The sequence below is a fragment of the Rhizobium sp. 268 genome, assembly GCF_036571585.1.
Classification (GTDB): domain Bacteria; phylum Pseudomonadota; class Alphaproteobacteria; order Rhizobiales; family Rhizobiaceae; genus Rhizobium; species Rhizobium redzepovicii.
The window spans coordinates 92,273-118,481 of the sequence record NZ_JAPPSO010000014.1 but is presented as its reverse complement, the minus strand read 5'-3'; the positions used below and the strand labels follow the sequence as shown (position 1 = coordinate 118,481).

The following is a 26,209-nucleotide window of genomic DNA, read 5'->3' as shown; positions in this document are numbered from 1 at the left end:
ATTTGAGCGCGGCGACGGTCGCGGCTGCGGGAACCGGGCAGCACGATCGACGTTGCATAGTCACGCCATCTGGGCGGGATGCGAGGACGCCACCATGAAAATACGCGCCGGGTTTCATCTGGGCTATGAATGCATACAGCCGACGCCGATGCTGCTCGCCCTCAACATTCATCCTTCCCGCCGCGCCGATCTTCTCAGCGAGCAGGTGCTGGATTTCGACCGGCCGATCGAGGCCTGGGAATATACCGACGGTTTCGGCAATGCCTGCAGCCGGATCGTCGCCCCGGCTGGAGTGACGACGATTTCCACCGAGTTCGAGATTTACGACAGCGGCCAGCCCGACGTCGTTCCCGACGATGCCGTCCAGCACGCGATCAACGACCTGCCGGACGAGGTGCTCGTCTTCCTGCTCGGCAGCCGCTATTGCGACACCGACAGGCTTGCCGATTTCGCCTGGGCAACCTTTTCATCGACGCCGCTCGGCTGGGCGCGTGTCCAGGCGATCTGCGATTTCGTCCACGACCACATCACCTTCGACTACCTGAAGGCCGACCTGCTGCGGACCGCGCATGGCGGCTTCGTCGACAAGGCAGGTGTCTGCCGCGACTTTGCCCATCTCGCCATCGCGCTTTGCCGATGCATGAATATTCCAGCCCGATATTGCACCGGCTATCTCGGCGATATCGGCGTTCCGATCGATCCCAATCCGATGGATTTCAGCGCCTGGTTCGAGGTCTTTCTCGGCGGCCACTGGCATACGGTCGATGCCCGCCACAACACACCGCGCATCGGCAGGATCCTCATGGGGACCGGCCGCGACGCCACCGACGTCGCAATGTCGACAGCCTTCGGGCCGGCAGTGCTTTGCCGCTTCGAGGTGATCACCGAGGAAGTGCCGCAGGAAGCGGCTGATAAGGCCGATCCTATGCCTTCTTGAGGAATTCCGTTTTCAACACCAGACCCTTGACCTGCTTGGTGTTGCATTCGATCTCGCCGGGATTGTCGGTCAGGCGAATGCCCTTGACCAATGTTCCACGCTTCAGCGTCTCGGAAGTTCCCTTGACCTTGAGGTCCTTGATCAGCGTCACGGAATCGCCGTCATGAAGCTGGCTTCCGTTACTATCCTTTATGATGATGTCGTCGGCCATGATGTTCCCGCCTGATAAATTCGTTCAATGATCTTCGGCGGGTAATCACGTCGACATGGGATAGTCAACTATCACGAACGGATCGATCGTCTGCCCGCGGTGCTCCGTCGCCAGTCGATCACGTCGCCGCGCAGGCATCCCGAACGCAGCCGCGCAGCCAGCGATGGCCCGGATCGGCATCCATCCTCGGATGCCAGAGCAAGGAAAGCGTGATCTCGGGGATCGGAACGGGCAAGGGAAAACTGTGCATTTCCCGGCGCAATGCGCCTGTGTGCCGTTCCGGAACACAGGCGATCAGATCCGAGGCGCGGGCGAGCGCCAGCGCCGTGGAAAAACCGCCGACGATGGTGGCAATCTGGCGTTCGAGCCCGAGCGCATCAAGAGCTTCATCGATCGGTCCCTTGTCGAGCCCGCGCCGCGAGACGGTGATGTGCCGGCCGGCTACATATCGGGCGGGCGTGATCTCGCCCTGGCAGAGCGGATGCCCTATCCTCACCACGCCGACGAAACGGTCGCGGAACAAGGCCTGCGCCCGCAGCTCCGGCCCCATCGTTTCGCCGACGACGCCGGTTTCCAGGTCGACGGTTCCGTCGCGCAACGGGGCGCTGTCCTTATCCGGTTTCTGCACGAAGCGCAGCCGCACGCCCGGCGCTTCACCACCGAGGCGGGCGATCAGATCGGGTCCGAAGGTCTCGGCGAAACCTTCGCTGATGCGCAGCGTGAACGTCCGGACCAACCGTGTGAGATCAAGCGCCTCGGCAGGGCGCAGCACCGCTTGCGCTTCCTCGACGATCCGGCCGACCCGCTCGCGCAGTTCGAGCGCTCGGGGCGTGGGGACGAGGCCGCGGCCGGCGCGCACCAGCAGCGGATCGCCCGTCGTCTCGCGCAGTCGCGCCAGCGCCCGGCTCATGGCCGACGGGCTGAGCCGCAGCCTGTGGGCGGCGCGGGCAACGCTGCCCTCGACGAGCAGCACATCCAGGGTGACGAGCAGGTTGAAATCGGGTGTCGACATGCATCCGATATAACACAGCTTCATATGGCGTCCAACGCACGAATAGAATGCAAATGCTGCGCGTTCCGCCATACCGCGCGGAGGACTATGTTTGCCGGCGGCTCCCTTTCCGGAGCGAGAAAAACGGAGTCTACGGTGAAACCGATCATTACAGAGCGCGGCGAGGCCGCCGCCGAACGCCCCTATTCCGTCCGCTGGGCACTCGCCAGCCTTTCCCTCTCGATTCTGCTGCCATCGCTCGGCACCAGCATCGCCAATGTCGGCCTGCCGAGCCTGGCGCGGGGGTTCGACGCCGCCTTCCAGGATGTCCAGTGGATCGTGCTCGCCTATCTCCTTGCCATTACTACTTTGATCGTCAGCGTCGGGCGGCTCGGCGATGTCACCGGCCGGCGACGGCTGCTGCTCACCGGCATCCTGCTCTTCACTCTGGCCTCGGTCCTCTGCAGCCTCGCGCCGACGCTGTGGCTGATGATCGCGGCGCGCGCGCTGCAGGGTCTGGGCGCGGCAATCATGATGGCGCTGACCATGGCCTTTGTCGGTGAAACGGTGCCGAAGACGAGGACCGGCAGCGCCATGGGGCTGCTCGGAACGATGTCGGCGATCGGCACCGCTCTTGGGCCCTCGCTCGGCGGTCTGCTGATCGCCTGTTTCGGTTGGCCGGCGATCTTCCTCGTCAACGTGCCGCTCGGCTTGGCGACCTTCGTTCTCGCCTATCGCCATCTGCCGGACGATATCGGCGGAAGGAAGAAGGATCGGGCCGGCTTCGACATGGTGGGCACGCTGCTGCTTGCCTTGACGCTTTCGGCCTATGCGCTGGCGATGACGATCGGGCATGGCAGCTTTGGCCTGTTGAACCTCGCCCTGCTGCTCATCGCCGGTTTCGGCGCCGGTCTCTTCGTCTTCGCCGAGGCGAGAACGGCATCGCCGCTGATCCAGCTGGCGGTGTTCCGCGACCGCGTGCGCACCGCCAGCCTGGCGATGAACGGGCTCGTCTCGACTGTGATGATGGCAACGCTGGTGGCCGCGCCCTTCTATCTCTCCCGTACGCTCGGGCTCAACGAGGCGCTGGTTGGCACCGTCATGTCGATCGGTCCGGTGATCTCGATCCTCAGCGGTGTCCCGGCCGGTCGCCTGGTCGATCGCCTGGACACGCCCTTCGTGGTTGCTGCAGGGCTCGTCGCCATGGCCATCGGTTCCATCGCTCTCGCCGTGCTGCCCGGAATTGCCGGCTACATCGCCGGAATCGCTCTGCTGACATCAGGCTATCAGTTGTTCCAGGCGGCCAACAACACGGCCGTCGTGGCGGATGTGCAGCCCGACCAGCGCGGCGTCATCTCCGGCGTGCTCAACCTGTCGCGCAATCTCGGGCTGATTACCGGCGCATCCGTCATGGGAGCCGTGTTCGCGCATGGCTCGGGGAGCTCAGAGATCGCCGCGGCACGGCCCGAGGCCGTTCATTCAGGTATGCAGATCACCTTCGGCGTCGCAGCCGCATTGATCGCCATCGCGTTGACCATCGCGGCCGGGACCTACCGGCGGCGAACCAGTTCCGCAGGAGCATGAACCGCAACCGCAGCGCTCTAACCGGATCTATCGAGTAAGCTCTCCTCCAGGGGATTATGCATTCAGCCGTAGAACTCAGACCAAGGTCCGATCGGTCCCGGACTTCGTGCCCCATACCAACCTTCGATCGTTGCAATAGCTTTCCGGAATGAGTCGAATTTCGGAGCTTTTAGTGTGACCAAGATCATCATTTTGGGGATGATAGTGATGCCGGCTATCTTTTGGGGTTCTGTTGGCGTCTGGATCTATTCGCTGCTTTCGTGAGCGGCGTTCAGCGAATGGACGCCGGGAGAAGATGGAAAGCTGATCATCGCAAGCCTGCTGTCGATTGCAAAACGCGGTCTTAGTCGATCCGCGCCTTGTTGCTGAAACCGACTGTCGGGCGTGGACGCATGACGGCAAGTTGCGGCACACGTCACCTATTTGTGCTGTGCCTGGGCACCGGGCGCGGGAATGTGGGTTCGGTTGGATGGGGGCGGAATGCCACGACGGGCGGGCGGTGGTGCGGTGGACGGGTCGGACGGAGCATCATCGGGGTCGCGGAACGGATCGCGCCACGCGGCCATTCTCGGGGCGACGGATCGATATGGCGCAGCACTTGTAGACCCCACCCCCGCTGTTTCCTGCTCAAGGGGAGGGCCCTTCGCTGGTACCGGGGGCCTTCCGCTTCCTCCACGTCCCTCGCAAATTTTGTGAATTTTTTTGCTCGGAGGCCGCACTGGTGTGTGCGTGAAGACTAAGGCTGTTGCAGTGGCGCGCACCCCTAAGCTATGGGCTGTGTTCGGGCAACGGGCGAGCCGGCAAGGTATGAAACGGCCAGATCAGTTCAGTTTCAATCCATTTACTACAATCAAACTCGGAAGCGGTGTGCTGGGCAAGACCGCTCCGGTGATGATCGCTTTCATCATGCTTGTCAGTATTGCGATCTACAAGATGCCCAACGATTTGCCGTACATGGTTCTTGGGCTGGTGGCCTTAGTTGCACTTGTTCTAGTATTCTATTGTCTCAAGGCGTTTGGCTACGCCGAGCGTCACCCTGGCCCCTCAGTACTCGAAGGCGCGCAGTTGGTGAAATATCGACTAAACGAAATCGCGGCGAGTGATCCGAAGATCATTGATCTTTCACCAGAAGGTGGACAAGGACGATTGCCTCCGAGCGAGTTACGCGTTAGGGGCGAGGTCCGTGATGCCTAAGATTTATCTTGTGACATTACAGTGGATTGAGACCGCGCAAAATCCCGAGATGATCGATGCGCAACTCGGCCAATATGGTGACTGGATTCGATGGAACGGATGGACTTGGTTCGTTTCGACGAACTATGCACCTGCAGTGCTACGAATGGCGCTGATGTCCAAGTTAACGACATCCGACTTTGTTATCGTCTCAGAGCTTACGCCGCAGGCAATTGAGGGCTGGGCTCCGAATTGGGTCTGGGATTGGTTTAATTCCCGATGGTTCCCTCCACCTCCACCAACGACCGCGATACCTGAGGGGGCTCCGCCTCCGCAACGAGGGCTACTCGGTGATTAGTTGGGGGACAAAGAAAAAATATTCAGGAGACCTGAGAACACTGTCAGCCCCATCAGCCTATATCGAGACTTGTTGCAACATTGTTGCAGATTTGCGTTGACTATGTTGCAAACCAGTTTGAAGATTGCTGGCGTGGGGCGACGAAAATATTCAGGTTATTCAACAGGTTGCTGGCGGAAGAGGTGGGATTCGAACCCACGGTACGGTTTCCCGCACGCCGGTTTTCAAGACCGGTTCCTTAAACCACTCGGACACTCTTCCATCTGATTGAAAGGTTGAGAAACCACATTCCGTTGATTTCTTCCAACCGGCAGTTACTGCCGGTTTGCGCCCCAATCACTCGATGGCTGGGTTTTAGCAGCTTTGATAGCAGCGTCAACGTGCTCTGCAGCATTTGCCGGCATTCCGTTATGGCGTGCCAGTCAGTCTGAGCGTGACCGAGCTCCGGTGTTTGTCAGCCTGCGCGGGCCGTTCGCAGTTCCAGTGCAGGGGTGCTATTGACCAACTCCATGCCGGTGAACAACTCCACCCTGTTGCGACCGTTATTTTTGGCGCTGTAAAGCGCCTGATCCGCACGCTTCTGGACGTCTAGTTCCGTGAGGCCCGCTTCCCACAGCGCCACACCTGCGCTGACGGTCGGGGAGACCTGTTTTCCGTCGAAGACGAGACTCAAGGCGTTGACCGCCTCACGTATCTGCTCCGCGAGTGCGAAAGCAGAGGCTTCGGTTTCGCCGCGAAGGAAGAGGCTGAACTCCTCGCCGCCCAGCCGACCAAAGACGCTGGACCGGGGTATGCTGTCAGCAATCGTCCGAGCAACACTTACGAGAACAATATCGCCTTTGTCGTGTCCGAAGCGATCGTTCACGCTCTTGAAAAAGTCGATATCGATCAGGACGAATGCGTCTCCGCGCCCGAGGCTTTTGGGAAGTGAGCTGAAGAAATGCTGCCGATTGGGAACGCCGGTCAGCATGTCGGTATTCGCAAGTCTGGTAAGCTTCTCTTCGGCTCTTTCCTGTACGAGCACGAGCACGAACAGAGCCACCGCGAAATGACAGATAATCAGCAAAAAGAATGCGTAGCGCGGGGGAAGAGGCGCATCGTTCGGAAAGATGAAACCGACCACGACCAAAGCTGAGAGAGATGTCGCGACAAAAATAGCCACGGAAAGACCGAACCGCGCAGTAAGGCGCTCCTGAAAGAAGTCGCGGGCGATCACTAACCCCGACAAGGCCAGCAGAAGGGCGGCGTTGCCGTTGAACACGGATGCTCTGAGCCCATTGTCCACATACCACGGCGTGATCGCAGCACTAAGCGTCAGGGTGACAGGCAGGAGCATCGGCCACCAGTCTCGAAGGGAGCTGTGACGCCGGCTGAGGCCAAAAAGACCCACCGCCATCAGCCCGTAACCATTGGCACCAAGCGAAAAACTCCAGAGTGTCCTGGCATTATTGGACATGTGAAGACGCTCATCCAAACCTGCCAGCGTCGAGGCGATCGCGAGCAAGGAAAAACCGACGGCGAGTACGCCAAGCCCTGGCGTCGCTCCAGAGCGCCATCTCACGTAGAAGAAGCAGATTGCTCCGACGATGAAGGAAGACTTGTGTAGAAGAAGCACTGTCGCAAGATCCATTGCCGGAACCCGATATGAGATGAGAAGCGGGGCCGGAATAGCGGCTAAAATCTACTTTTCGGTGAACGCTGCGGGACAATGCGACGGAGGCAATCGCTGTTCTTTAGTGTTGACGAGCTTCGCAGGCCGGCGGGAATTTGCGGGTCGGCGCGTAACTCGTTCCCGGGCAAGCTCTTTGAAACTTATGTCGGAGACATGAGATCTAGCCTCCGTCTGATCCGAGGCCTTTCGGACCATTGAGCTGGTTCATATCCTCGCAGAGAGAGCGAACCGCTTCCATCGTCACCGCAAGTGCCGACATCAGCATTGCGATGTCGCTCTCTTGATCCAGCTGGGAAAGCGCACGCGCCCGAGCATTCAGCTGCCGGCTCACAGTGTCGAGCTGCGTTATGGTTTCATCGTTCATAGTGATCCTCCACAGGCATAACCTTCAAAGCCTTTCGCGGACGTTTCGTTCCCGGAGAGGATCGAGGCAGATCGGCGATGGAGCCGTGCCGGCGGCGTTTTCAATATGGAGCTTTTCGGGCGTCTGAAGCGGCCGGATGTTTACTATATGCCCCGCATCGGCACGGGAATTTCAGGCTTCTTTGCGGCAGTGGCAGGGCAGGGGGACAGGGCTCGCGTTAGCGATTTGTAAACCATAATCACTAGAATTATGACTATCGCTGCGAAATCGTTCGTAAATTTGCCACGAACTTCGCAAGATTAAACCCTCGTTAGGCGGGCGGGGATAAGGCGTATTGGCCCAGTATGGGGCAAAGTTCCTTAACCATAACGATCTTTGAGCGGCGTGGGACATATGAAATTGGGATACGGGGCGGCGTCTTTCGCAACGACAGTACGGTGGCTGGCGGTATCGGCGATGTGTGCGACGGTTGCGGCGTGCGGCACGACCCAGGGCGTGCCGAAGAAGAAAGCCCACGGCAAAGAATATTTCTCCGAATCCGAATATGGCGTGAAGGCGAGCCCACGGGTCGCCACCGGCAATAATATCCCGAAGGGCGGCGGCCGCTACATCGTCGGCAATCCTTACGAGGTGAAGGGCAAGTGGTATTATCCGAAAGAAGACTTCGCCTATAACAAGGTCGGCGTCGCCTCCTGGTATGGCTCGGCCTTTCATGGGCGCCTGACGGCGAACGGCGAAGTCTACGACCAGATGCATCTTTCCGCCGCGCATCCGACCTTCCCGTTGCCGAGCTATGCGCGCGTCACCAATCTCGAAAGCGGTTCCTCCGTCATCGTGCGCGTCAACGATCGCGGCCCCTATCATGAAGGCCGCATCATCGACCTGTCGAACAAGACGGCTGACATGCTGGATCTGCAGCACAGCGGCACCGGCAAGGTGCGCGTGCAATATGTCGGCCGCGCCCGCATGGACGGCCACGACATGCCCTATCTGATGGCCTCCTACGTGCCGAAGGGCAGCCGTATTCCCGGCGTCAATCCGGAAGGCCAGATCGCAACCGGCGTGATGGTCGCCTCCAACAGCCGCAAGATCACCCGCGACCAGCTGCAGAGTTCGGAAGATTACGAGACGCCGGCCAACGTGCCGGTACCGATGTCGGCGACTTCCTATGCCGGCTCGACACCGAGCGCCCGCTATAATACGGCGCCCGCTGTTGCTCCCGGCGCCCATGTCTTGGTCGCGCCGCAGGTACCGTCCGCCAACAATGCCTCGCAGGCCTTCGACCAGATGGTCGTGCTGCCGGAGATCGGTCCTATGCCCTATGAACGGCCGCTCGGCTCCCTCGCGCTGGGCTACCAGAACGACGACGTGAAGACGGTGACCGTCGATCTCGCCTTTGACGCGGTGATGGCGCGCAATGACGGGCTGACGCAGGAGTCGATCCTGGCCTCGGCCAAGCGTCATCAGGCCAAATTCGCCGCCCGCTGAGCGCGGCGATTGCATCGGATTTCCTCTCACTCTAACCTCCTGACGACACGCCGCTCGATCGATGGAAACGCCTGATGCTGAAGCTTGTGCTTCGCCTTTGTTTCACCGCAATTCCGGACGCAAAACCGCTACGCACTTTTGCTGGAATTGCTCTTGCATGCCTCATCCCGTTGACCACCGGAGCGCTTGCGGCCGATAGCGGGACCGCTGGTTTCGCCACCAAGGCGGCGCAGGCCTATATGATCGAGGCCGCCACCGGCACGGTGCTTCTCGCCAAGAACGAGGACCAGGGCTTTTCGCCCGCTTCGCTCGCCAAGCTGATGACGATGGATCTCGTCTTCGACGCGTTGACGAAGGGTCAGATTACCTTCGATACCGAATATCCCGTTTCCGAATATGCCTGGAGAACCGGCGGCGCGCCGTCGAGGACGGCAACGATGTTTGCCAGCCTCAAATCGCGCGTGCGCGTCGAGGACTTGATCAAGGGGATCGCCATCCAGGGCGCCAATGACAGTTGTATTATCCTCGCCGAAGGCATGGCTGGCAGCGAGCAGCAATTTGCCGAGTCGATGACGCGGCGCGCTCGAGAGCTCGGCATGGAAAAAGCCGAGTTCGGCAATTCCACCGGTCTTCCCGATGGAAAGAGCAAAGTGACGGCGCGCGAGATGGTGACGCTCGCCACGGCCCTGCAAAAGTCCTATCCGAACCTCTACCCCTATTTTGCGCAGCCGGATTTCGAGTGGAACAAGATCTTCCAGCGCAACCGCAATCCGCTACTCGGGCTCGATCTCGGCGCCGATGGGCTGGCAACCGGCTTTACCGAGGGCGAGGGTTATTCGATCGTCGCGTCGGTTGAGCGGGACGGCAGACGGCTGTTTCTGGCGCTTGCCGGCATTGCTTCCGACAAGGAGCGGACGGAGGAGGCCAAGCGGGTGCTCGAATGGGGGCTGACGGCCTTCGAGAACCGGCAGATCTTCGCCGACAACGAAGTGATCGGCGCTGCCAGCGTCTATGGCGGCACGGCGCGCACCGTCGATCTCGTAGCCAAGGCGCCGGTCAGCGTCTATATTCCGATCAGCAATCCCGACCGGCTGTCGGCGCGCATCATTTATCGCTGGCCGCTGACGGCACCGGTGACGCCGGACACCCAGGCAGGCACACTCAGGATTTTCGCGGGCAGCCGGCTGCTCAGGGAAGTGCCGCTCTATACAGTGCAGGGAGTCGGCCAAGGCTCGCTCAGCAGCCGGGCTGTTGACGCCATGTTGGAACTCGGCGAATCGCTTTTCTTCTCCTGGCTGTGGGACAAGTCCGCGCCGGGCTGAACGCCGGCTTTCCGATGCAATTTGCCGGGAAAGGTGAATATGTCGCCGCGGCGAAAGGTTTTCCTTCCTGCTGTCTTCGGATAGATAGAAGAAGCAAGGCGCGTGCGGCGCCTGGAATGCGGGAAGTTGTCATTGTCATCCGGTACGGGATTGTTCGTTACGTTTGAAGGCGGGGAAGGCGCTGGGAAATCCACGCAGATCCGCCGCCTCGCCGAGGCGCTGAAGGGCGACGGTCACGATGTGCTGGTGACGCGGGAACCGGGCGGATCGCCGGGCGCCGAGGCCGTGCGCCACGTGCTCCTGTCGGGGGCCGCCGAGGCCTTCGGCACGCGGATGGAGGCTATCCTGTTTGCGGCGGCGCGCAACGACCATGTCGAAGAGGTGATCCGCCCCGCACTGGCTGCCGGCAAGATCGTGCTCTGCGACCGTTTCATGGATTCCTCCCGCGTCTACCAGGGCGTCACCGGCAATCTCGAGCCCGATTTCATCGAGACGCTGCAGCGCATCGCCATTAACGGCGTCATGCCGGATTGCACCGTGATCCTCGATATCCCCGCCAAGATCGGGCTGGAGCGGGCGCAGAAACGCGCCGCCGCCGACGCTCCCGATCGCTTCGAGAAAGAGCGGCTCGAAACCCACGAGAAAAGGCGCGAAGCCTTTCTCGATATCGCCGCCCGCGAGCCGGAGCGCTGTCACGTGATCAACGCCATGCAGAGCGAGGAGGCGATCGCCGCCGAGATCGTGGCGATCGTCCGGCAGCTCATGTCGCCTGCAGGCCGTGCGCGCATGCCGGAAGCCGCACATCATGAGTGAAGCCCGTTATGAGTGAAGAAAGGCCTGGACTGCTCGACGGCGCCATCTGGCCGGGGGAAAATACCAGGCTGTTCGGCCATGAGGAGGCGGAGGCCTTCCTGGCGCAATCCTATCGGTCCGGCAAGGGCCACCACGCCATCCTGATAGAGGGGCCTGAGGGCATCGGCAAAGCGACGCTCGCTTTCCGCTTCGCCAATCACGTACTCTCCTATCCCGATCCTGCCACTGCCCCGGAGAGGATCGGCGATCCGGATCCTGCGTCTTCCGTGAGCCGGCAGATCACCTCCGGCGCCTCGCACAATCTCCTGCATCTCGCCCGGCCGGTGGATGAAAAAACCGGCAAGGTGAAGTCGGCGATCACCGTCGACGAGGTGCGCCGCGCCGGTAAATTCTTCTCGCAGACATCAGGCACTGGCAATTGGCGGATCGTCATCATCGACCCGGCCGACGACATGAACCGCAATGCGGCCAACGCCATCCTGAAGATCCTGGAAGAACCGCCGAAGCGGGCCTTGTTCCTGGTGCTCTCGCATGCGCCGGGACGATTGCTGCCGACGATCCGCTCGCGCTGCCTGCCGCTGAAACTGGCACCGCTTGCAGACGATGCGCTCATAGCCGCGCTTGCCCATCTCGGCATATCGGGAGAGGGTGGGGCGGTGCTTTCGGCCGCCAAGGGCAGCGTCGGCGAGGCGCTGAAACTGCTGAATTACGGCGGCGGCGAGATCATTGCCGCCTATGAGGAGATGCTGTCGGCCGAAGGGCCGACGGCCCGTAAGGCGATGCATCGGCTGGCCGATGCGCTTTCGGGCAAAGAAAGTGACACGATCTTCGATTTCTTCGTCAGCCATGTCGGCGACGACATCATGAACCGGGCACGCGCAGCGGCAGGCGAGGGGCAGATCGCGGCTGCAGAGCGGCTGGCACGGCTTTATTCCGAAATCACCGAACGGCTGACTATTTCGGATGCCTATAACCTCGACCGCAAACACACGATCATCGGCATCCTCGCCGATATCAAGCAGCCGGGTCTCTAGTTCCGTCCTGGTTCTCCGATCAGCCGGTCAGCAGCTTGACGGCGACGACGGCGAGTGTCGCGGCGAGGACGATGCGGATGGTGCGCTCGTGCAGCTTCGGCGCCAGGAGGCTGCCGATGATAATGCCCGGGATGGAACCGATCAGCAGGGCAAACAGCATCGGCCAGTCGATTTCGCCGATCAGCCAGTAGCCCGTGCCGCCGATCAGGGTCAGCGGGACCGCATGGACGATATCGGAACCGACGATCTCGCGCACATCGAGCCTGGGATAAAGGACGAGCAGGATCGTCACACCCAGCGCGCCGGCACCGACAGAGGTCAGGGTGACGAGGACGCCGAGCAGGAATCCGAGAATGACGGTGAGGGCAAGGATGGTTCTCGGCTGCGGCGGTGTGCGGTCGCCGATGGCGCGGCGTGCCAGCTCGAGTATCGGACCTCGGAAGACCAGCATGATCGCGGTCATGACAAGAAGCCAGCCGAGCGCCGTGGTGATGGTATTGGTGACACCGATGCTTTTGCGATCGACGCCTGCCAGCAGCCAGAGCATCAGCAGGGCGGCCGGCACGCTGCCGATTGCGAGACTGCCGACGATCTTCCAATTGACGCGCCCGTGCATGCCGTGGACGGCGGTGCCGGCAGTCTTGGTGATCGCCGCATAGAGAAGATCGGTGCCGACGGCGGTCGCAGGATGGACGCCGAAGAGCAGCACCAGCAGCGGTGTCATCAGTGAACCGCCGCCAACGCCGGTGATGCCGACGAGCGCGCCGACAAACAGGCCCGAAAGTGAATAGAGAGGCTCGAACGTCAATCAAGCGCCTCCGACGGCGCGCGGCCACGACAAACCGGATAGATGAAAACTGGCACTTCGTTCTGCCTCGCCCTCTTTTCCATGACGGGTAGATTGCGGCAGAAGCTGAGTCAAGTTCACCGCTGCCCGCGTCCCGGAAATCATTGGCGGCGGCAAAACTTGATGTTTCGCTGGACGGTGACATGCGCTAAGAGCGGCTGACCATTTTTATAGAGTAAGCCGGACATTGGCCGCCATGACAGACAAGACACCCTTCTACATCACCACCGCGATTTCCTATCCCAACGGCAAGCCGCATATCGGCCATGCCTATGAGCTGATCGCGACGGATGCGATGGCGCGCTACCAGCGCCTGGATGGCAGGGACGTGTTCTTCCTGACCGGCACCGACGAACACGGCCAGAAGATGCAGCAGACGGCGCGCGCCGAGGGCATTACCGCCCAGGCGCTCGCCGACCGCAACTCCGGCGAATTCCAGGCGATGGCCAAGCTGCTCAACGCCTCGAACGATGACTTCATCCGCACCACGCAGGAGCGTCATCACGAGACGTCGCGCAACATCTGGAACCTGATGGCCGAGAATGGCGACATCTACAAGGATAGCTATGCCGGCTGGTATTCGGTGCGCGACGAGGCCTATTACCAGGAAAACGAGACGGAGCTGCGCGCCGACGGCGTGCGCTACGGGCCGCAGGGCACGCCCGTCGAGTGGGTGGAGGAGGCGAGCTATTTCTTCAAGCTCTCCGAATATCAGGAGAAGCTGCTGGCCCTTTACGAGGCCAATCCCGATTTCATCGGTCCGGCCGAGCGCCGCAACGAGGTGATCTCCTTCGTCAAATCCGGCCTCAAGGACCTCTCTGTCTCGCGCACGACCTTTGACTGGGGCATCAAGGTGCCGAACGATCCCGCCCATGTCATGTATGTCTGGGTGGATGCGCTGACCAATTACATTACTGCGACCGGCTACATCGAGGACAGGAACGGCCCGCGGGCGAAATACTGGCCGGCCGATGTGCACATCATCGGCAAGGACATCATTCGCTTCCATGCCGTCTACTGGCCGGCCTTCCTGATGTCGGCAAAGCTGCCGCTGCCGAAGCGGGTCTTCGCCCATGGCTTCCTGCTCAACAAGGGCGAGAAAATGTCGAAGTCGCTCGGCAATGTCGTCGATCCTGTCAACCTGGTGAACCATTTCGGCCTTGACCAGGTGCGCTACTTCTTCCTGCGCGAAGTATCCTTCGGCCAGGACGGCAGCTATAGCGAAGAGGCGATCGGCACGCGCATCAACTCCGACCTCGCCAACGGCATCGGCAATCTCGCCAGCCGCTCGCTGTCGATGATCGTCAAGAACTGCGACGGCAAGATCCCGGAATGCGGGCCGCTAACCGACGAGGACAAGGCGATGCTGGCACAGGCCGACGCGCTGCATGCCTCCACACGCGAGGACATAGGCAAGCAGCAGATCCACCGGGCGCTTGCCTCGATCATCGCGGTCGTGTCCGAGACCGACCGTTATTTCGCCGGCCAGGCGCCCTGGGCACTGAAGAAAACCGATCCGGCGCGGATGGGCACTGTGCTTTACGTCACCGCGGAAGTCGTGCGCCAGATCGCCATCCTGCTGCAGCCCTTCATGCCTCAATCATCGGGCAAGCTGCTCGATCTGGTCGCGGCACCTGCAGACAAGCGAGATTTTGCTGCTCTTGGCGAATCCGGCCGTCTGGTTGCCGGAACGCCGCTCGAAGCGCCAGCGCCGGTCTTCCCGCGCTACGTGGCTCCGGAGGCTTAAGGCTGTGCTGATCGATACGCATTGCCATCTGGATTTCGCCGACTTCGAGGCGGAGCGCGACGAGATCGTTACGCGCGCCCATCAGGCGGGCGTCAAGCAGATGGTGACGATTTCGACGCGGGTGCGCAAGCTCGACCGGCTGCTTGCGATCACCGAGAAATATCCTTCGGTGTTCTGCTCGGTCGGCACGCATCCGAACAATGCCGACGAAGAGCTGGATATCCAGACGGAAGAGCTGGTGCGCCTTGCCAACGCCCATGAGAAGGTGGTGGCGATCGGCGAGGCGGGCCTCGATTATTTCTACGATACGCAGAAGCCCGAGGACCAGCAGACCGGCTTTCGTCGCCATATCGCGGCGGCGCGCGCCACACAGCTGCCGCTCGTCATCCACAGCCGCAGCGCCGATGAGGACATGGCCGCGATTCTGACCGAGGAAACGGGGAAGGGGGCCTTCCCCTTCATCCTGCACTGCTTCTCGGCAGGTCCGGAACTGGCGCGAACCGGCGTCGAACTCGGCGGCTATGTCTCCTTCTCGGGCATCCTGACCTTCCCGAAATCGGAAGAGCTGCGCGAGATCGCCAAGACGATCCCGCAGGATCGGCTGCTCGTTGAAACGGATGCGCCGTATCTGGCGCCGAAGCGCTGGCGCGGCAAGCGCAACGAACCGTCCTATGTCGTCAACACGGCCGAGGTGCTCGCCGAGACGATCGGCCTCTCCTACGCGGAGGTCGCACGGATCACGACGGAGAACGCTTTCCGGCTGTTTTCGAAAATGCCGAGGATCTGAGAGCGTGCTCTACCGGCGGCGCTTCACCATTCTCGGCTGTTCGTCGTCACCCGGCGTGCCGCGCATTACCGGCGACTGGGGCGCCTGCAATCCCGACAATCCGAAGAACCGGCGCACGCGCGCCGCTTTCATGGTGCAGCAATTTGCGCCGGATGGCGGTGTCACCACCGTCGTTATCGATACCGGACCGGATTTTCGCGAGCAGATGATCAGGGCAGGGGCCGACCATGTCGATGCCGTGCTCTACAGCCATCCGCACGCGGACCATATTCATGGCATCGACGATCTGCGCGGCTATTTTCACAATACGCGCCGGCGGGTGCCGATCTTTGCCGACCAATATACGATGGACAGGCTGCGCGAAGCCTTCGGCTATTGCCTGGAAACGCCGCCGGGCAGCAACTATCCGCCCATCGTGCTGCCGGTTGTCATCGAAAACCTCGACGAACCCGTCGAAGTCCGCGGCCCCGGCGGCAAGATACGGTTTCATCCGCATATTCAGCAGCATGGCGATATCCACTCGCTCGGCTTTCGGATCGGCGATGTGGCCTATTGCAGTGATATCAGCGACTTCCCGCCCCAGACCGTCGACAAGCTTCAAAATCTCGACGTGCTGATCATCGACGCGCTGCAATATACCTACCATCCGAGCCATTTGTCGCTGGAACAGTCGCTCGACTGGATTGGCCGGCTAAAGCCGAGACGGGCGATCCTCACCCATATGCACACGCCGCTCGATTATGACGTTGTGATGGCCGAGACGCCGGACCATGTGGTCCCGGCCTATGATCAGATGAGTTTCGAAACCGAAGTCAGGATCGGGGCTTAAGCCTGACCACAAAGACAATCGAGCCTGAAATCACTGCATGTAGGGCATAATCTCGACGGCGCCGCGATAGATCATGTCGAGCGAAACGTAGAGGATGATCAGCAAGCCGACATAGGCGATCCAGCGATGGTTGTTGAGCAACCGGGCGATCAGATTGGCGGCGATGCCCATCAGCGCGATCGACAGGGCAAGGCCGATGATCAGCACGCTTGGGTGTTCGCGCGCCGCCCCGGCAACGGCGAGCACGTTGTCGAGCGACATGGAGACGTCGGCAATGACGATCTGGGTCGCCGCCTGGAAAAAGGTCTTTTTCGGCGCCCCCTCGGCGCCCGCCGCGTCATGGTTGTCGCCATGGCCGGCGCGAAGCTCGCGCCACATCTTCCAGCAGACCCAGAGGAGCAGAAGTCCGCCGGCCAGCAGCAGGCCGACGATCGCCAAGAGATAGACGGCAACGCTGGCAAAGAGAATACGCAGGACGGTCGCGGCTGCTATGCCGACGATGATCGCCTTTCGGCGCTGCGTGGCCTCAAGCCCGGCAGCAGCGAGACCGATAACCACGGCGTTGTCGCCGGCAAGAACGAGGTCGATAGCAATGACCTGCAGCAAAGCCGTTAGACCGGCTGCCGTAAAGATGTCCATATGAAATATCCCCAATGCGTCAAAAGCCGTGCTAGCGTCTCGACGGTTTGACGTCAACCGCTAGAGCGCCTTGAATTGCGGTGGCGCGGGACAACGATCCTCGATGCCAAACCGTTCCTCATTTTGATATCGGTGAGCCGCCAATGTGGGGGGCGGCCGGTGCGACTGAAGCCGCTATCGCCTGCCCACGCATTGGCTTGGAACATTCCATTCGCCCACCTGTTTTTCTGATCAGGAAACCAGCCGCCGGATCCGCGGCGTGGGTCTATGCATCGAGAGGAGATTTCCCGTGAGCAGCATTTACCACGATACCAATCCAGCCTTCTCCGGCCCGACAGGGGGCAGCAGCCTCACCGCATTTTTCGACAACCGATCGCAAGCCGAATCCGCCGTCTCCCGTCTTGAAGACGCGGGCGTGCCGGTTGCGAGAATAAGGTTGATGCCAGGCTACGAGGCGGACGAAAAAACCGCCGGCGCCATGAGCGACGACCGCGGCGGCTTCTTCGACGCGCTGGCCGACTTCTTCTTTCCCGACGAGGATCGTGCGGTCTACGCAGAGGGGTTGCGGCGAGGCGGCTTCCTCGTTCAGGTCAACGATATCGATGACGCGCTCTATGAGACCGTCCACGATATTCTGGACGACGAGGGCAGCATAGACATGGACGAGCGGGCGGACCTCTGGTCGCTGGAAGACAGGCAACAAGGCGCGTCCAATACCGGTTTTGCCGGCAAACCCTCCGGCGGCAAAGCATCGGAAGACCTCGCCGTGTCCGAGAGTGCATTCGACGATACGCGCCCCGTAGCGACGCGCGACACCGTGCATGGAAGCGCCAAGGTGCGTGCCTACACTTATAGCGCCCCCACGCCGTCGGACGATGCCAATCGCCAATCGCAGAACCAGTCGCAGGGCGGATCGCAGCAAAGCCAGGGTTTCCGGCGCGACCACTGATCCTCTGACCTGCATTGGAAGGCGCGGCCGCGATGCCGGGCCTTCATCTCATCCCGCTTCTTTATTTGAGGATATGTCCATGCAATCATCCATCAATCGCGACGGCCGCCTTCCTGACCCCGATGAACTGATCGCCGAAGGTGAACCGCCTTTTGCCGATGCCGCCGTTGTAAGCACGCGTGAAAAAGTCGACGAAGATTTGAGCGGCCTGCAGCAGGAACTCAGGCTGCTGAAGGCTCGGATAGGCATGCTGCGCGAGGACGCGGAGGCGGCGCTGAAGGCAAAGGCCACATCGGTTGATGCAAACGCCCATGTCCAACTTGGCAGCTATCCCTGGGCGAAGCTTGCCGCAGCGATCTGCGCAACCTTCATTGCAGCCAGGCTGGTTCGAAATGTGCCGCTGGGGGTCATGCTTGCCGGATTTCCCAGTCATCTCTCCGAGGCGAGATGGCGTTGACCGGCGAGCTTTGAATCGCTGCACAAGGGCAGGCGCGTCGCTCGATGCGTCGAAGAAAATCAATGAAGCGGCGCGATGCCGGAAGCCATCGGCGTCGCAAGCTCTTTCAGAATCGCCTCAAGCGCGTCGGCCGTCGCCTGCAGCCCGGATGACCTCGCAATTTTGAGCGCCGCGCTGCAATGCGCAGACAATTCGTCTTGCTGGCTTTGATCATTCGTCCGAAAGACGATGCCCGCATAGTGCGATGGGTTTCCGGCTGCATCCCTGAAGCAGCGGCCGAAGGCGGCCACGGCTACGATTTGTCCGCTTCGATCAAATACCCGATAGTCATGGCGGTAGGGATCTCCTGTCACCACCGAGTCTGAAATCGCCTTGGCCACGGATGGCTTGTCGTCCGGATGAATCCTGTCGAGATATTTTATGATCGGCAGCCCCGCGATGGTCTGCTCCGGATCAAGCCCAAAGAGGTTCGCTAGTGCCGAATCCGCGTAAACCGTGTCGGTCGCCAAGTCCCACGTGAAGATGCCAGGCTCTTCGGCAAGGTCCATTCCCGTATCCCCAAGTCTGACCTGCCGGTTGACCACGTCACGCGGCTGGTGACACCCAATCTTAGTCGCCTTTCAATGGGACGCAATATCGACGTTTCCAATCTTGCTCGTGCATGCGGCTTGAGACCGCCGTACAAGCTCGCGACGCGCAGCCGGTAGCGGCCTCCCGCCCTTGCGCACCAAAGGAAGCCGCGGACGGCGATTGACGCTTGGAGCCGCCGTTCGCTCGACGTAGTGTTCGGAAAAACGCCATTCAATTCGGGGGACACCATGGATTTTTTGAACGTCGCGGCGATCGTATTCTTCCTTCTCGTCTGGGTGGCACTCGAGCCTTTGATGGCAATAGGGTGGCCGCGGCGAAACGACAGCCTTTCCGTCGACATGGTGCGCATTCGCGCGGCCTGGATGCGCGAGGTGCTGACCCGAGACAATAACTTCATCGGCGACGCGGCGATCCTCGGGCATACGATCAATTCGGCATCCTTCTTCGGATCTGCCAACCTCATCGTCATCGTCGGGCTCAGCGGTGCGCTGTTCATGGAGCCGAATTATGGATCGGGCGGCGGGCTGATCGCGCTGTTTGCGGCGCAGGATCCCGCCTGGTTCTTCCAGTGCAAGGTGCTCCTGATCATGGCGACGCTGCTGCGCGGCCTGTCCGATTTCATATGGGCGGTCCGACAGATCAACTATTGCCTTGCGGCGATCGGGGCGAGTCCGTCGCGCGATGAAGACAGGGACATCGTCAGCTGGACAAACGCGCTCACTCTGGTCTTGAACCCGGCTCTTCGCTCGTTCAGCGTCGGCGTCCGATCCTACTACTTCACCGTCGCTGCCGCCTTCTGGTTCATCGGGCCGATCCCCTTCATTGTCGCAGCCATCCTCAGCGTCGGCGTTTTGATCTGGCGTCAATCCTGGTCGGATGCTGCAAAGGGGATCATGGCCATACGCAGGCTGCTGGATTAGGATTGCCTGCGGTTCTGGGCAACGTCATAGTCTGCCGGCCGATGATGAGCAGAAGCGATATCTTACGGTCGGGTGCCAATGGATCGTCTCGAAGCGATGCGCATATTGCTGGCCGTTGTCGACGCCGGAAGCATCTCGGCCGGCAGCAGGCGGCTGAACGCGCCTTTGCCCAGCGTCAGCCGCAAGGTGGCCGAGCTTGAACGCCATCTCGGCGCAAACCTCATCGTCCGCACCAGCCGCAATCTTCAGCTCACCGACGCCGGCCGCGACTATGTCGACGCCGCCCGAAAGATCATTGCGGATCTCGATGAGGCGGAGCGAAGGGCGTCGGGCGAATACCAGACGCCCAGAGGCGCGCTCACGATCACGATGCCGATCGAATATGGGAGCCGGTATGTGCTGCCCGTCGCGCTGAGCTTCATGGACAAATATCCGGAGGTGTCGCTGAAGCTCCTGTCGCTCGACCGCACGGTTGATCTTGTGTCCGAGCTGGTGGATATCGCGATCCGTCTCGGCGACCTTGCCGACAGTTCCCTCCATGCGGTCAAAACCGGCGAATTCCGCCTGCTGACCTGCGCGAGCCCTGCCTATCTCGCGCGGCATGGCGAACCTCAGCGCCCAGGCGATCTCGTCGATCGCGACGGGATCTTCTTCAACAAGCCGGCATTCTTCTGGACATTCGACGTTGAGGGAAAGCCGATCGAGGCGATGCCTCGCAACCGGCTGGAAGTGAATACCGCGGCGAACTGCGTCGCGGCGGCCGTCGGCGGAGCGGGGATCGCGCGGCTCTTCGACTACCAGGTTCCCGACCAGCTGGCGTCGGGCGCGCTGGTGCCCATCCTGCGGGATTTCGATGGACCGCCGCAGCCTATTCATATCGTTTACGCTCGCCAGGGGATTCTGGCGCTGAAGGTACGCGCGTTTGTCGACTGGGCTCTACCCCGGTTGCGCGCGCTATCAGAACGACGATAATAAAACATTATCCGAATGATGCGCGGATTTCTTCAACCGTCTGTTTCGCATTCTGCAGATGGGGAAAGTGGCCGATACCCGGCAGGATATTGATTTCAACACCGATCCTGGCGGCGAATTCGATGCCCATTTCCTTGTTGATGTAGAGGTCCTTTTCGCCCCAGATGACTTTGACCGGCGTCTTCAACCGGTCAAGGTTGGCCTCGAGGACGTTCTGGTCGCGCGTGAAATGAGCGTAGTAATGGGCAAAGGCGTCCGCCGACGTCATTCCGCCCAAGTTCCACGAACGGACCAAGTCCTGCTGAACGTCGGTCGGCAGATCGAATTGTTCCGCCGGCGACAGGCCGCGCCTGTGCACGTTCTGAAGGATCTCGTCGCTTGTCTTGTTCATATAGGCGCGGGTCGGCGAGGCCGTCGGCTCGGCTTTGAGATTCTGCAGGTTCTCCCACATGTATTGCGGCCGGTCGAACGGCGCGAAGTCTCCGACGATGATCCGCCTGGCGATCGCCGGCTCATCGAGAGCAAGCAGCAAAACGGGGAGGGCGGCAATATCGGTCGCATAGATCACGAGGTTCGAACGGTCGATGCCTGCCGTCTCGATATAGGCCTTCAACACCGCCGCGTAGTCCTGGGGCGCATAGGAAAACCATTGCAACGCGGGGCGCGACGACTGGCCGTAGCCCGGCCAATCAAAGGCGTGGACGTCGTAGTCGCGAGCAAGCGTGCTCGCAATGTCCCTCCAGACCAACAGCGTTTCCGGAAACCCGTGCAGGAAAAGCACGGTGCCTTTTGGCGCCGGCGCGCGAACAATCATTCTCCTCAGCGTGAGCATCTCGTCGACCTTGATGAAATCAACGTCACCGTGCTGGGCTTCAGCGGACGCGAAGATTTTTCCGACGGGGAGGGATGGCGTGGCTGCGGCCGATGCAGCCCTATTTTCGGTTTTGTCTTCGGACATGTGAGTTCCTTTCCTGAACGACAGGTCCATAAGTAGCCACGCCGTCACCGCGCAGTAGCTGGAAAAATTGAGAGGCAGCCTCTTGATCGTGGTCGCTGTGACGGCGCTGGCCAAGGCTGAGTTTCCAACGAGAGGCTGCCTCTCAGTTTCTCCGGGTGCCGGCCCTGCGTCGCGCCACCCAAATAATCACCAGCCGCCGATTTGAGACAGCTCGCGGGGGATGGCGGAGCGCAGCGGCGACAACATAAGGAAGAACTGATATGACTGACATCACATTGAACCCTATGCGGTCACCAATGGCACCCCTTGCCGAACCTGTCCGTTGACTCTCATTGTCATGAAAGGACACACGTCATGGCACTGCTGACCTCTTTGAACCAAAGGCCTCTATCGCGACGCACGCTGCTGTCATCGGGTGCCGCGGCCGGCTTATCCGCCGTTCTGCTTCCGCTGGTGTCGGAAGCCGCCGACGTCATCGGCGCAACCATCGGAGAGATCCGACCGTTCAAGGCCGAGATCCCCGAGGCAGCGCTGACGGACCTCAGGCGGCGACTTGCCGAAACCCGATGGCCCGACGGTGAAACCGTCACGGATCGTTCGCAGGGTGTTGAGCCCGACAGGCTGAAGGAGCTGGTGGCCTACTGGCAGGCCTCCTACGACTGGCGCAAGGCAGAGAGCAGGCTGAATGCCTTTCCGCATTTTCTCACCAATATCGACGGTGTGGACATCCATTTCATCCATGTCCGTTCCCGTCATGAAAACGCGCTGCCGCTGATCATGACCCATGGCTGGCCGGGTTCGGTGTTCGAACTGCTCGATGTCATCGGGCCGCTCACGGACCCGACGGCGCATGGCGGTACGGCCGAGGATGCCTTCCACCTGGTGATCCCTTCGATCCCGGGATTCGGTTTCTCCGGGAAGCCGTCGACGACGGGTTGGAACCCGCAGCGGATAGCGGCTGCCTGGGACGTGCTGATGAAACGGCTCGACTATGACCGCTATGTCGCGCAAGGCGGCGACTGGGGCGCCATCATCAGCGACGCCCTGGGTCGCCAGGCACCCGATGGGCTGCTCGCCATCCATGTCAACAGGATCGAGCGGGCCACGACGTTCCCATCGGATGCAGCCCAGGCTCTTAAAAATGGAGGGCCGGCTCCCGACAATCTGTCTGCGGACGAGAAGGTCGTCTTCGATGAGGCGCGGAACTTCCTCAACAACGGCTTCGGCTATGCCGCGATCATGAGCACACGTCCGGAGACAGTCGGTTACGGCATTGCGGATTCGCCAGTTGGCCTTGCCGCCTGGCTTTACGACAAGATCGCCGACTGGGTGTTCACCCGAGGCGATCCGGAACAGGCGCTTGGCAAGGATGTCATCCTCGACAATATCACGCTGTACTGGCTGACGAACACCGGCCCCTCGAGTGGCCGCATCTATTTCGAAAACGCCATGGCGGGCGCAAAGCTCACGGAGGTCAAAGTGCCGGTCGCCGTCACCATATTCCCCGGAGAGGTCTACAAACCGCCAAAGCACTGGTTGTCGAAGGCCTATCCGAAGCTGGTCTACTATAACCGCGCGCCCACGGGCGGCCACTTCGCGGCCTGGGAGGAGCCGGAACTCTTCAGTCAGGAGATCAGGGCAGGGTTCAAAACGGTGCGATCATGAGCAACCGCCGTTAACCGACCGGCGTGTTTTCAGGGGCGGCGGCACGGCGAGCTTTACGCCCGCCAGACAGGTCGTCGATTGACGTCGATTACGCAACGCTTCACAACGTCCGAAGTTGCTAGAAACAACGCCAGCTTCTTGGGGACCAGGGCTATATGCGCATCAATGACGACCGTCATTTTTTTGGTAGAGTGTCGATATTCTTGACGGTGGTATTTTCGACGCTTGTGTTCGCGAGCGTAACCGTCGCCCCAGCGGCCGAACCGACCAATTCCTCGGCACCGATCCGGGTTATCATCGAATTGCCCAACGATGATGCCGGACGCGCGCTGGTCAACCGGATCGTTCCCGGCACTCAGGAACCGGCGCAGCCGGCAGCGGCCCCGCAAGAGGTGGCACCGCCGTCGATTGCCACCGCATTGCAGGATCTACGCCAAAGGTTGCTCACGCTCGTCGATGCAGTCCCAACGCTTCCGGGACAGGTTCAAACGGCGATCCGGGTCTTCCAAACGGATGATCGCATCGATGCTGTCGGACTGATCCTGGCGGTGACACTCTTCATTGCAGGCGGATTCGCTGCGCAGCGCCTTGCCTGGTGGTCCGGGCGAGGGCTGCTTCATTTTGTGTTGACCGCGCCTGCCGACACCGTCCGGCAGCGGATCAAGCTCCATGCGGCCCGGCTTTCAATGGGCCTTCTCGCGTTGGTCGGTTATCTCATCGGCAGCCTCGGCGCCTTTATCCTCTTTCCCTGGCCTGCCGTGTTTCGCGATATCGCGCTCATTCTGCTATCAGCGGCGCTGATGGTGCGCCTTGGCGTGCTTGTCGGCCGCATCGTGATTGCGCCCGGCGCCCGGCTGCCGCATATGCGGCTTCTGACGCTTGTCACCTCGCTTGCCTGGTTCTGGTATTACTGGCTTCTCGCAATCGTCGCCGTGCTGGCGGCCGGCTGGGCGATCATCGAAGTGTTCCAGACCATCGGGGCTTCGCCCATCCTGGTCGATCTCTTTACCGCCGCGTGGCTCGGTGTCGTTTCGATCACGCTGATTACGATGATTTGGCTGCGGCATTTCCGTTCCGACGGGCCGCCGGTGAACCGGTTAGTCTGCGTCGGCTTCAGCGCGAGCATCGTATTATCGTGGCTGTTATGGGTGTCCGGGCTGCGCGGAGTATTCTGGACGTTGATCGTCCTGACGCTTCTGCCGCTTACCGTTTCCGTGGCGCGTGATGTCATCGGTCGCATCGTACGATCCGGCGGCGAACACGCCGTCGAAGATCCGGCTATCGTCGGATGGTCCGTCGTCATCATGCAAACGCTCCGGAACGGCCTGATCGTGGTCGCCGCGCTGCTGATTGCCCGCGCTTGGAATGTCAATCTCAGTGACCTTGCCGCTGCCGAAACGGTGACCACCCGTTTGATCCGTGCAGGCATCCGCATCGTTATCGTGCTGCTGGTGACCGACGTCATCTGGAAGCTCGCAAGCACGCTGATCGACAGTCAGATGGCGGTGGCGTCGCGAAGTGCGGAGGCGGGGCATCTGGACGGACCCGAAGCGCGCCGGCGCCAGCGGTTAAATACCCTGCTTCCGATCCTTCGCAACGTGCTGTTTCTGGCGATCGGCGCTGTCGGCTTCCTGATGATCCTGGATGCCGTCGGCATTCAGATCGGACCGTTGTTGGCCGGCGCCGGTGTCGTCGGCATCGCCGTCGGCTTCGGCGCGCAAACGCTCGTCAAGGATATCATCTCAGGCGTCTTCTATCTGTTCGACGATGCCTTTCGCATCGGTGAGTATATTCAGGCGGCAAAATATAAAGGGACAGTCGAAGGTTTCTCGCTGCGATCGATCCGCCTTCGGCACCACCGCGGTCCGGTCACCATCGTTCCTTTCGGCGAACTCGGCGCGGTGCAGAACCTGAGCCGCGACTGGGTGATCGATATCATTACGCTGACCCTGAACTATGACAGCGACCTTGAGGAGGTCCGCAAGACCATCAAGCGCATTGGCGTCGAGCTGCTGGACGATCCCGAACTCGGGCCCAACATCATCGAGCCCTTGAAAATGCAAGGGATCGAGCAGATGGCCGATTACGGTGTGCAGATCCGCCTGAAGTTCATGGCCAAACCCGGCGAGCAATTCGGCGTTCGCCGAAAGGCACTGGCCATGCTCAAGAAGACATTCGCGGAAAAAGGGATCCAGTTTGCAACTCCGACGGTTCATGTTTCCAGCGGGACGGCCGATGCAGCAGCTTCCGCCGCCGCTACGGAGCTACAAAGACCGGCAAAAGTGATCCCAACACTTCAGGAGTAACTGCGCAGAGCACAAGACAAGCTCGGCGAGAGTGGCGACGCTATATGCCATTGTAATAAAAAGGCATTCTGTTGTTCCATAATCTGTCTTATGCGATTTTTGTGTGGCCGCAAAGTTGAAGTGTCCTGTTTCTGTAAAGTTTGAATGGCACACTCCCCGCGTTTTCGATTACGTGGGAGACGAGATGACAAGCCAGCTGTCTGGCAATCCCTGAGAACAAAGCTGGAGGCAAGCCTCCCATAGCGGCGTCTTACAGGAGGTTTCGTCCTGTAGAATGTCGAGCCCGTCGCGATGGTCGCGCAGCGATCCGAGCTAGCACACGGGACGGCGAATTTCTTCGCGAAGCTCTCGCTGCATCGTCCAAGGTTCCGCAGTCATTTCTGCGTGCTCAGCCGGGTATCACTCGTTCACTAGGTCGTTCAGCGACCAGCGACGTCAATGTCGGCAAGCAATTCGATTTTTGGAAGCACGCTGAGGTCCCGTTCAAACGCTGGAGCATAAAGCGGATATCCATCCACCAGGATCATGAGAATAGAAACTTAGGAAGCTGAAGCCGATGTGTGCACCCTCACCTGCCCGATCTGCCCAGCAACCA

24 protein-coding genes and 1 tRNA gene are annotated in these 26,209 nt (G+C 60.7%); 16 read left to right on the top strand and 9 right to left on the bottom strand.

Features of this window, described 5'->3' with window-relative positions:
* Positions 1-94: 94 nt before the first annotated feature.
* Entirely contained in the window at positions 95-937 is an 843-nt protein-coding gene (locus OS035_RS25550) for a transglutaminase-like domain-containing protein (protein ID WP_097628854.1), read from the top strand.
* Here OS035_RS25550 and OS035_RS25545 read toward each other — a convergent pair.
* Positions 924-1,148 carry an alkylphosphonate utilization protein gene (locus OS035_RS25545; RefSeq protein WP_097628855.1) on the bottom strand — a complete coding sequence of 75 codons (225 nt, stop codon included), beginning with the start codon at positions 1,146-1,148 and terminating at the stop codon, positions 924-926. The two genes, OS035_RS25550 and OS035_RS25545, sit on opposite strands and share 14 nt — an antisense overlap.
* A gap of 118 nt (positions 1,149-1,266) precedes the next feature.
* Positions 1,267-2,160, bottom strand: coding sequence for a LysR family transcriptional regulator (locus tag OS035_RS25540; RefSeq protein ID WP_097628941.1), 894 nt, complete (start codon positions 2,158-2,160; stop codon positions 1,267-1,269).
* A gap of 135 nt (positions 2,161-2,295) precedes the next feature.
* On the opposite strand from OS035_RS25540, the gene OS035_RS25535 reads away from it, so the two are divergent.
* On the top strand, positions 2,296-3,723 hold the full coding sequence (locus tag OS035_RS25535) for an MFS transporter (RefSeq protein ID WP_409565138.1): 1,428 nt from the start codon (positions 2,296-2,298) through the stop codon (positions 3,721-3,723).
* 729 nt (positions 3,724-4,452) lie between these two features.
* Positions 4,453-4,917: a hypothetical protein gene (locus OS035_RS25525; RefSeq protein WP_183777671.1), complete on the top strand. Its 465-nt coding sequence runs from the start codon at positions 4,453-4,455 to the stop codon at positions 4,915-4,917.
* A 508-nt stretch (positions 4,918-5,425) separates the two neighbouring features.
* Here OS035_RS25525 and OS035_RS25520 read toward each other — a convergent pair.
* The 3 genes from OS035_RS25520 to OS035_RS25510 all read right to left on the bottom strand — a co-directional run bounded on the left by OS035_RS25520 (position 5,426) and on the right by OS035_RS25510 (position 7,290).
* Positions 5,426-5,515, bottom strand: a tRNA-Ser gene (locus OS035_RS25520).
* 193 nt (positions 5,516-5,708) lie between these two features.
* Positions 5,709-6,884: a GGDEF domain-containing protein gene (locus OS035_RS25515; protein ID WP_183777672.1), complete on the bottom strand. Its 1,176-nt coding sequence runs from the start codon at positions 6,882-6,884 to the stop codon at positions 5,709-5,711.
* 202 nt (positions 6,885-7,086) lie between these two features.
* The gene (locus tag OS035_RS25510; RefSeq protein WP_331814210.1) at positions 7,087-7,290 is read right to left on the bottom strand and encodes a hypothetical protein; all 204 of its coding nucleotides are present in this window, start codon (positions 7,288-7,290) and stop codon (positions 7,087-7,089) included.
* A gap of 393 nt (positions 7,291-7,683) precedes the next feature.
* Between OS035_RS25510 and OS035_RS25505 the strand changes: the two genes are divergently transcribed.
* From OS035_RS25505 to OS035_RS25490, 4 genes are all read left to right on the top strand, one after another.
* A complete protein-coding gene (locus OS035_RS25505; protein WP_183777673.1) occupies positions 7,684-8,778 on the top strand; it encodes a septal ring lytic transglycosylase RlpA family protein in 1,095 nt (364 codons plus the stop codon).
* Positions 8,779-8,852: 74 nt separating this feature from the next.
* Positions 8,853-10,100 (top strand): D-alanyl-D-alanine carboxypeptidase family protein, encoded by a 1,248-nt coding sequence (locus tag OS035_RS25500; RefSeq protein ID WP_375166057.1) that lies wholly within the window; start codon positions 8,853-8,855, stop codon positions 10,098-10,100.
* A 132-nt stretch (positions 10,101-10,232) separates the two neighbouring features.
* Positions 10,233-10,913 (top strand): dTMP kinase, encoded by a 681-nt coding sequence (gene tmk / locus OS035_RS25495; protein WP_097628860.1) that lies wholly within the window; start codon positions 10,233-10,235, stop codon positions 10,911-10,913.
* An 8-nt stretch (positions 10,914-10,921) separates the two neighbouring features.
* Positions 10,922-11,947 carry a DNA polymerase III subunit delta' gene (locus OS035_RS25490; RefSeq protein WP_183777674.1) on the top strand — a complete coding sequence of 342 codons (1,026 nt, stop codon included), beginning with the start codon at positions 10,922-10,924 and terminating at the stop codon, positions 11,945-11,947.
* Positions 11,948-11,966: 19 nt separating this feature from the next.
* On the opposite strand, the gene OS035_RS25485 is transcribed toward OS035_RS25490, so the two are convergent.
* The gene (locus OS035_RS25485; protein ID WP_003586405.1) at positions 11,967-12,755 is read right to left on the bottom strand and encodes a sulfite exporter TauE/SafE family protein; all 789 of its coding nucleotides are present in this window, start codon (positions 12,753-12,755) and stop codon (positions 11,967-11,969) included.
* A gap of 235 nt (positions 12,756-12,990) precedes the next feature.
* On the opposite strand from OS035_RS25485, the gene metG reads away from it, so the two are divergent.
* The 3 genes from metG to OS035_RS25470 are packed head-to-tail and all read left to right on the top strand — an operon-like array spanning position 12,991 to position 16,157.
* Positions 12,991-14,541, top strand: a complete 1,551-nt coding sequence (gene metG, locus OS035_RS25480; protein ID WP_183777675.1) for a methionine--tRNA ligase — start codon at positions 12,991-12,993, stop codon at positions 14,539-14,541.
* Between the two features lie 4 nt (positions 14,542-14,545).
* Positions 14,546-15,328, top strand: a complete 783-nt coding sequence (locus OS035_RS25475) for a TatD family hydrolase (RefSeq protein ID WP_183777676.1) — start codon at positions 14,546-14,548, stop codon at positions 15,326-15,328.
* Between the two features lie 4 nt (positions 15,329-15,332).
* Complete coding sequence (locus tag OS035_RS25470) at positions 15,333-16,157, top strand: MBL fold metallo-hydrolase (protein WP_097628864.1); 825 nt, start codon at positions 15,333-15,335, stop codon at positions 16,155-16,157.
* Positions 16,158-16,187: 30 nt separating this feature from the next.
* On the opposite strand, the gene OS035_RS25465 is transcribed toward OS035_RS25470, so the two are convergent.
* Entirely contained in the window at positions 16,188-16,796 is a 609-nt protein-coding gene (locus OS035_RS25465; RefSeq protein ID WP_097628865.1) for a TerC family protein, read from the bottom strand.
* 289 nt (positions 16,797-17,085) lie between these two features.
* Here OS035_RS25465 and OS035_RS25460 point away from each other — a divergent pair, with 289 nt between their 5' ends.
* Together OS035_RS25460 and OS035_RS25455 are read left to right on the top strand one after the other, a co-directional pair.
* The gene (locus OS035_RS25460; RefSeq protein WP_097628866.1) at positions 17,086-17,745 is read left to right on the top strand and encodes a hypothetical protein; all 660 of its coding nucleotides are present in this window, start codon (positions 17,086-17,088) and stop codon (positions 17,743-17,745) included.
* Between the two features lie 79 nt (positions 17,746-17,824).
* Positions 17,825-18,202 (top strand): hypothetical protein, encoded by a 378-nt coding sequence (locus OS035_RS25455; protein WP_097628867.1) that lies wholly within the window; start codon positions 17,825-17,827, stop codon positions 18,200-18,202.
* Between the two features lie 59 nt (positions 18,203-18,261).
* Here OS035_RS25455 and OS035_RS25450 read toward each other — a convergent pair whose 3' ends face one another.
* A complete protein-coding gene (locus OS035_RS25450) occupies positions 18,262-18,750 on the bottom strand; it encodes a PAS domain-containing protein (protein WP_097628868.1) in 489 nt (162 codons plus the stop codon).
* Between the two features lie 270 nt (positions 18,751-19,020).
* On the opposite strand from OS035_RS25450, the gene OS035_RS25445 reads away from it, so the two are divergent.
* Together OS035_RS25445 and OS035_RS25440 are read left to right on the top strand one after the other, a co-directional pair.
* A complete protein-coding gene (locus tag OS035_RS25445; protein WP_097628869.1) occupies positions 19,021-19,713 on the top strand; it encodes a DUF599 domain-containing protein in 693 nt (230 codons plus the stop codon).
* 78 nt (positions 19,714-19,791) lie between these two features.
* Positions 19,792-20,685 carry a LysR family transcriptional regulator gene (locus tag OS035_RS25440; RefSeq protein ID WP_097628870.1) on the top strand — a complete coding sequence of 298 codons (894 nt, stop codon included), beginning with the start codon at positions 19,792-19,794 and terminating at the stop codon, positions 20,683-20,685.
* A 7-nt stretch (positions 20,686-20,692) separates the two neighbouring features.
* On the opposite strand, the gene OS035_RS25435 is transcribed toward OS035_RS25440, so the two are convergent.
* On the bottom strand, positions 20,693-21,643 hold the full coding sequence (locus OS035_RS25435; protein WP_097628871.1) for an alpha/beta fold hydrolase: 951 nt from the start codon (positions 21,641-21,643) through the stop codon (positions 20,693-20,695).
* 354 nt (positions 21,644-21,997) lie between these two features.
* Between OS035_RS25435 and OS035_RS25430 the strand changes: the two genes are divergently transcribed.
* Both OS035_RS25430 and OS035_RS25425 read left to right on the top strand, forming a co-directional pair.
* Complete coding sequence (locus OS035_RS25430) at positions 21,998-23,308, top strand: epoxide hydrolase family protein (protein WP_183777677.1); 1,311 nt, start codon at positions 21,998-22,000, stop codon at positions 23,306-23,308.
* Positions 23,309-23,463: 155 nt separating this feature from the next.
* On the top strand, positions 23,464-25,614 hold the full coding sequence (locus OS035_RS25425; RefSeq protein WP_097628873.1) for a mechanosensitive ion channel family protein: 2,151 nt from the start codon (positions 23,464-23,466) through the stop codon (positions 25,612-25,614).
* Positions 25,615-26,209 lie beyond the last annotated feature (595 nt).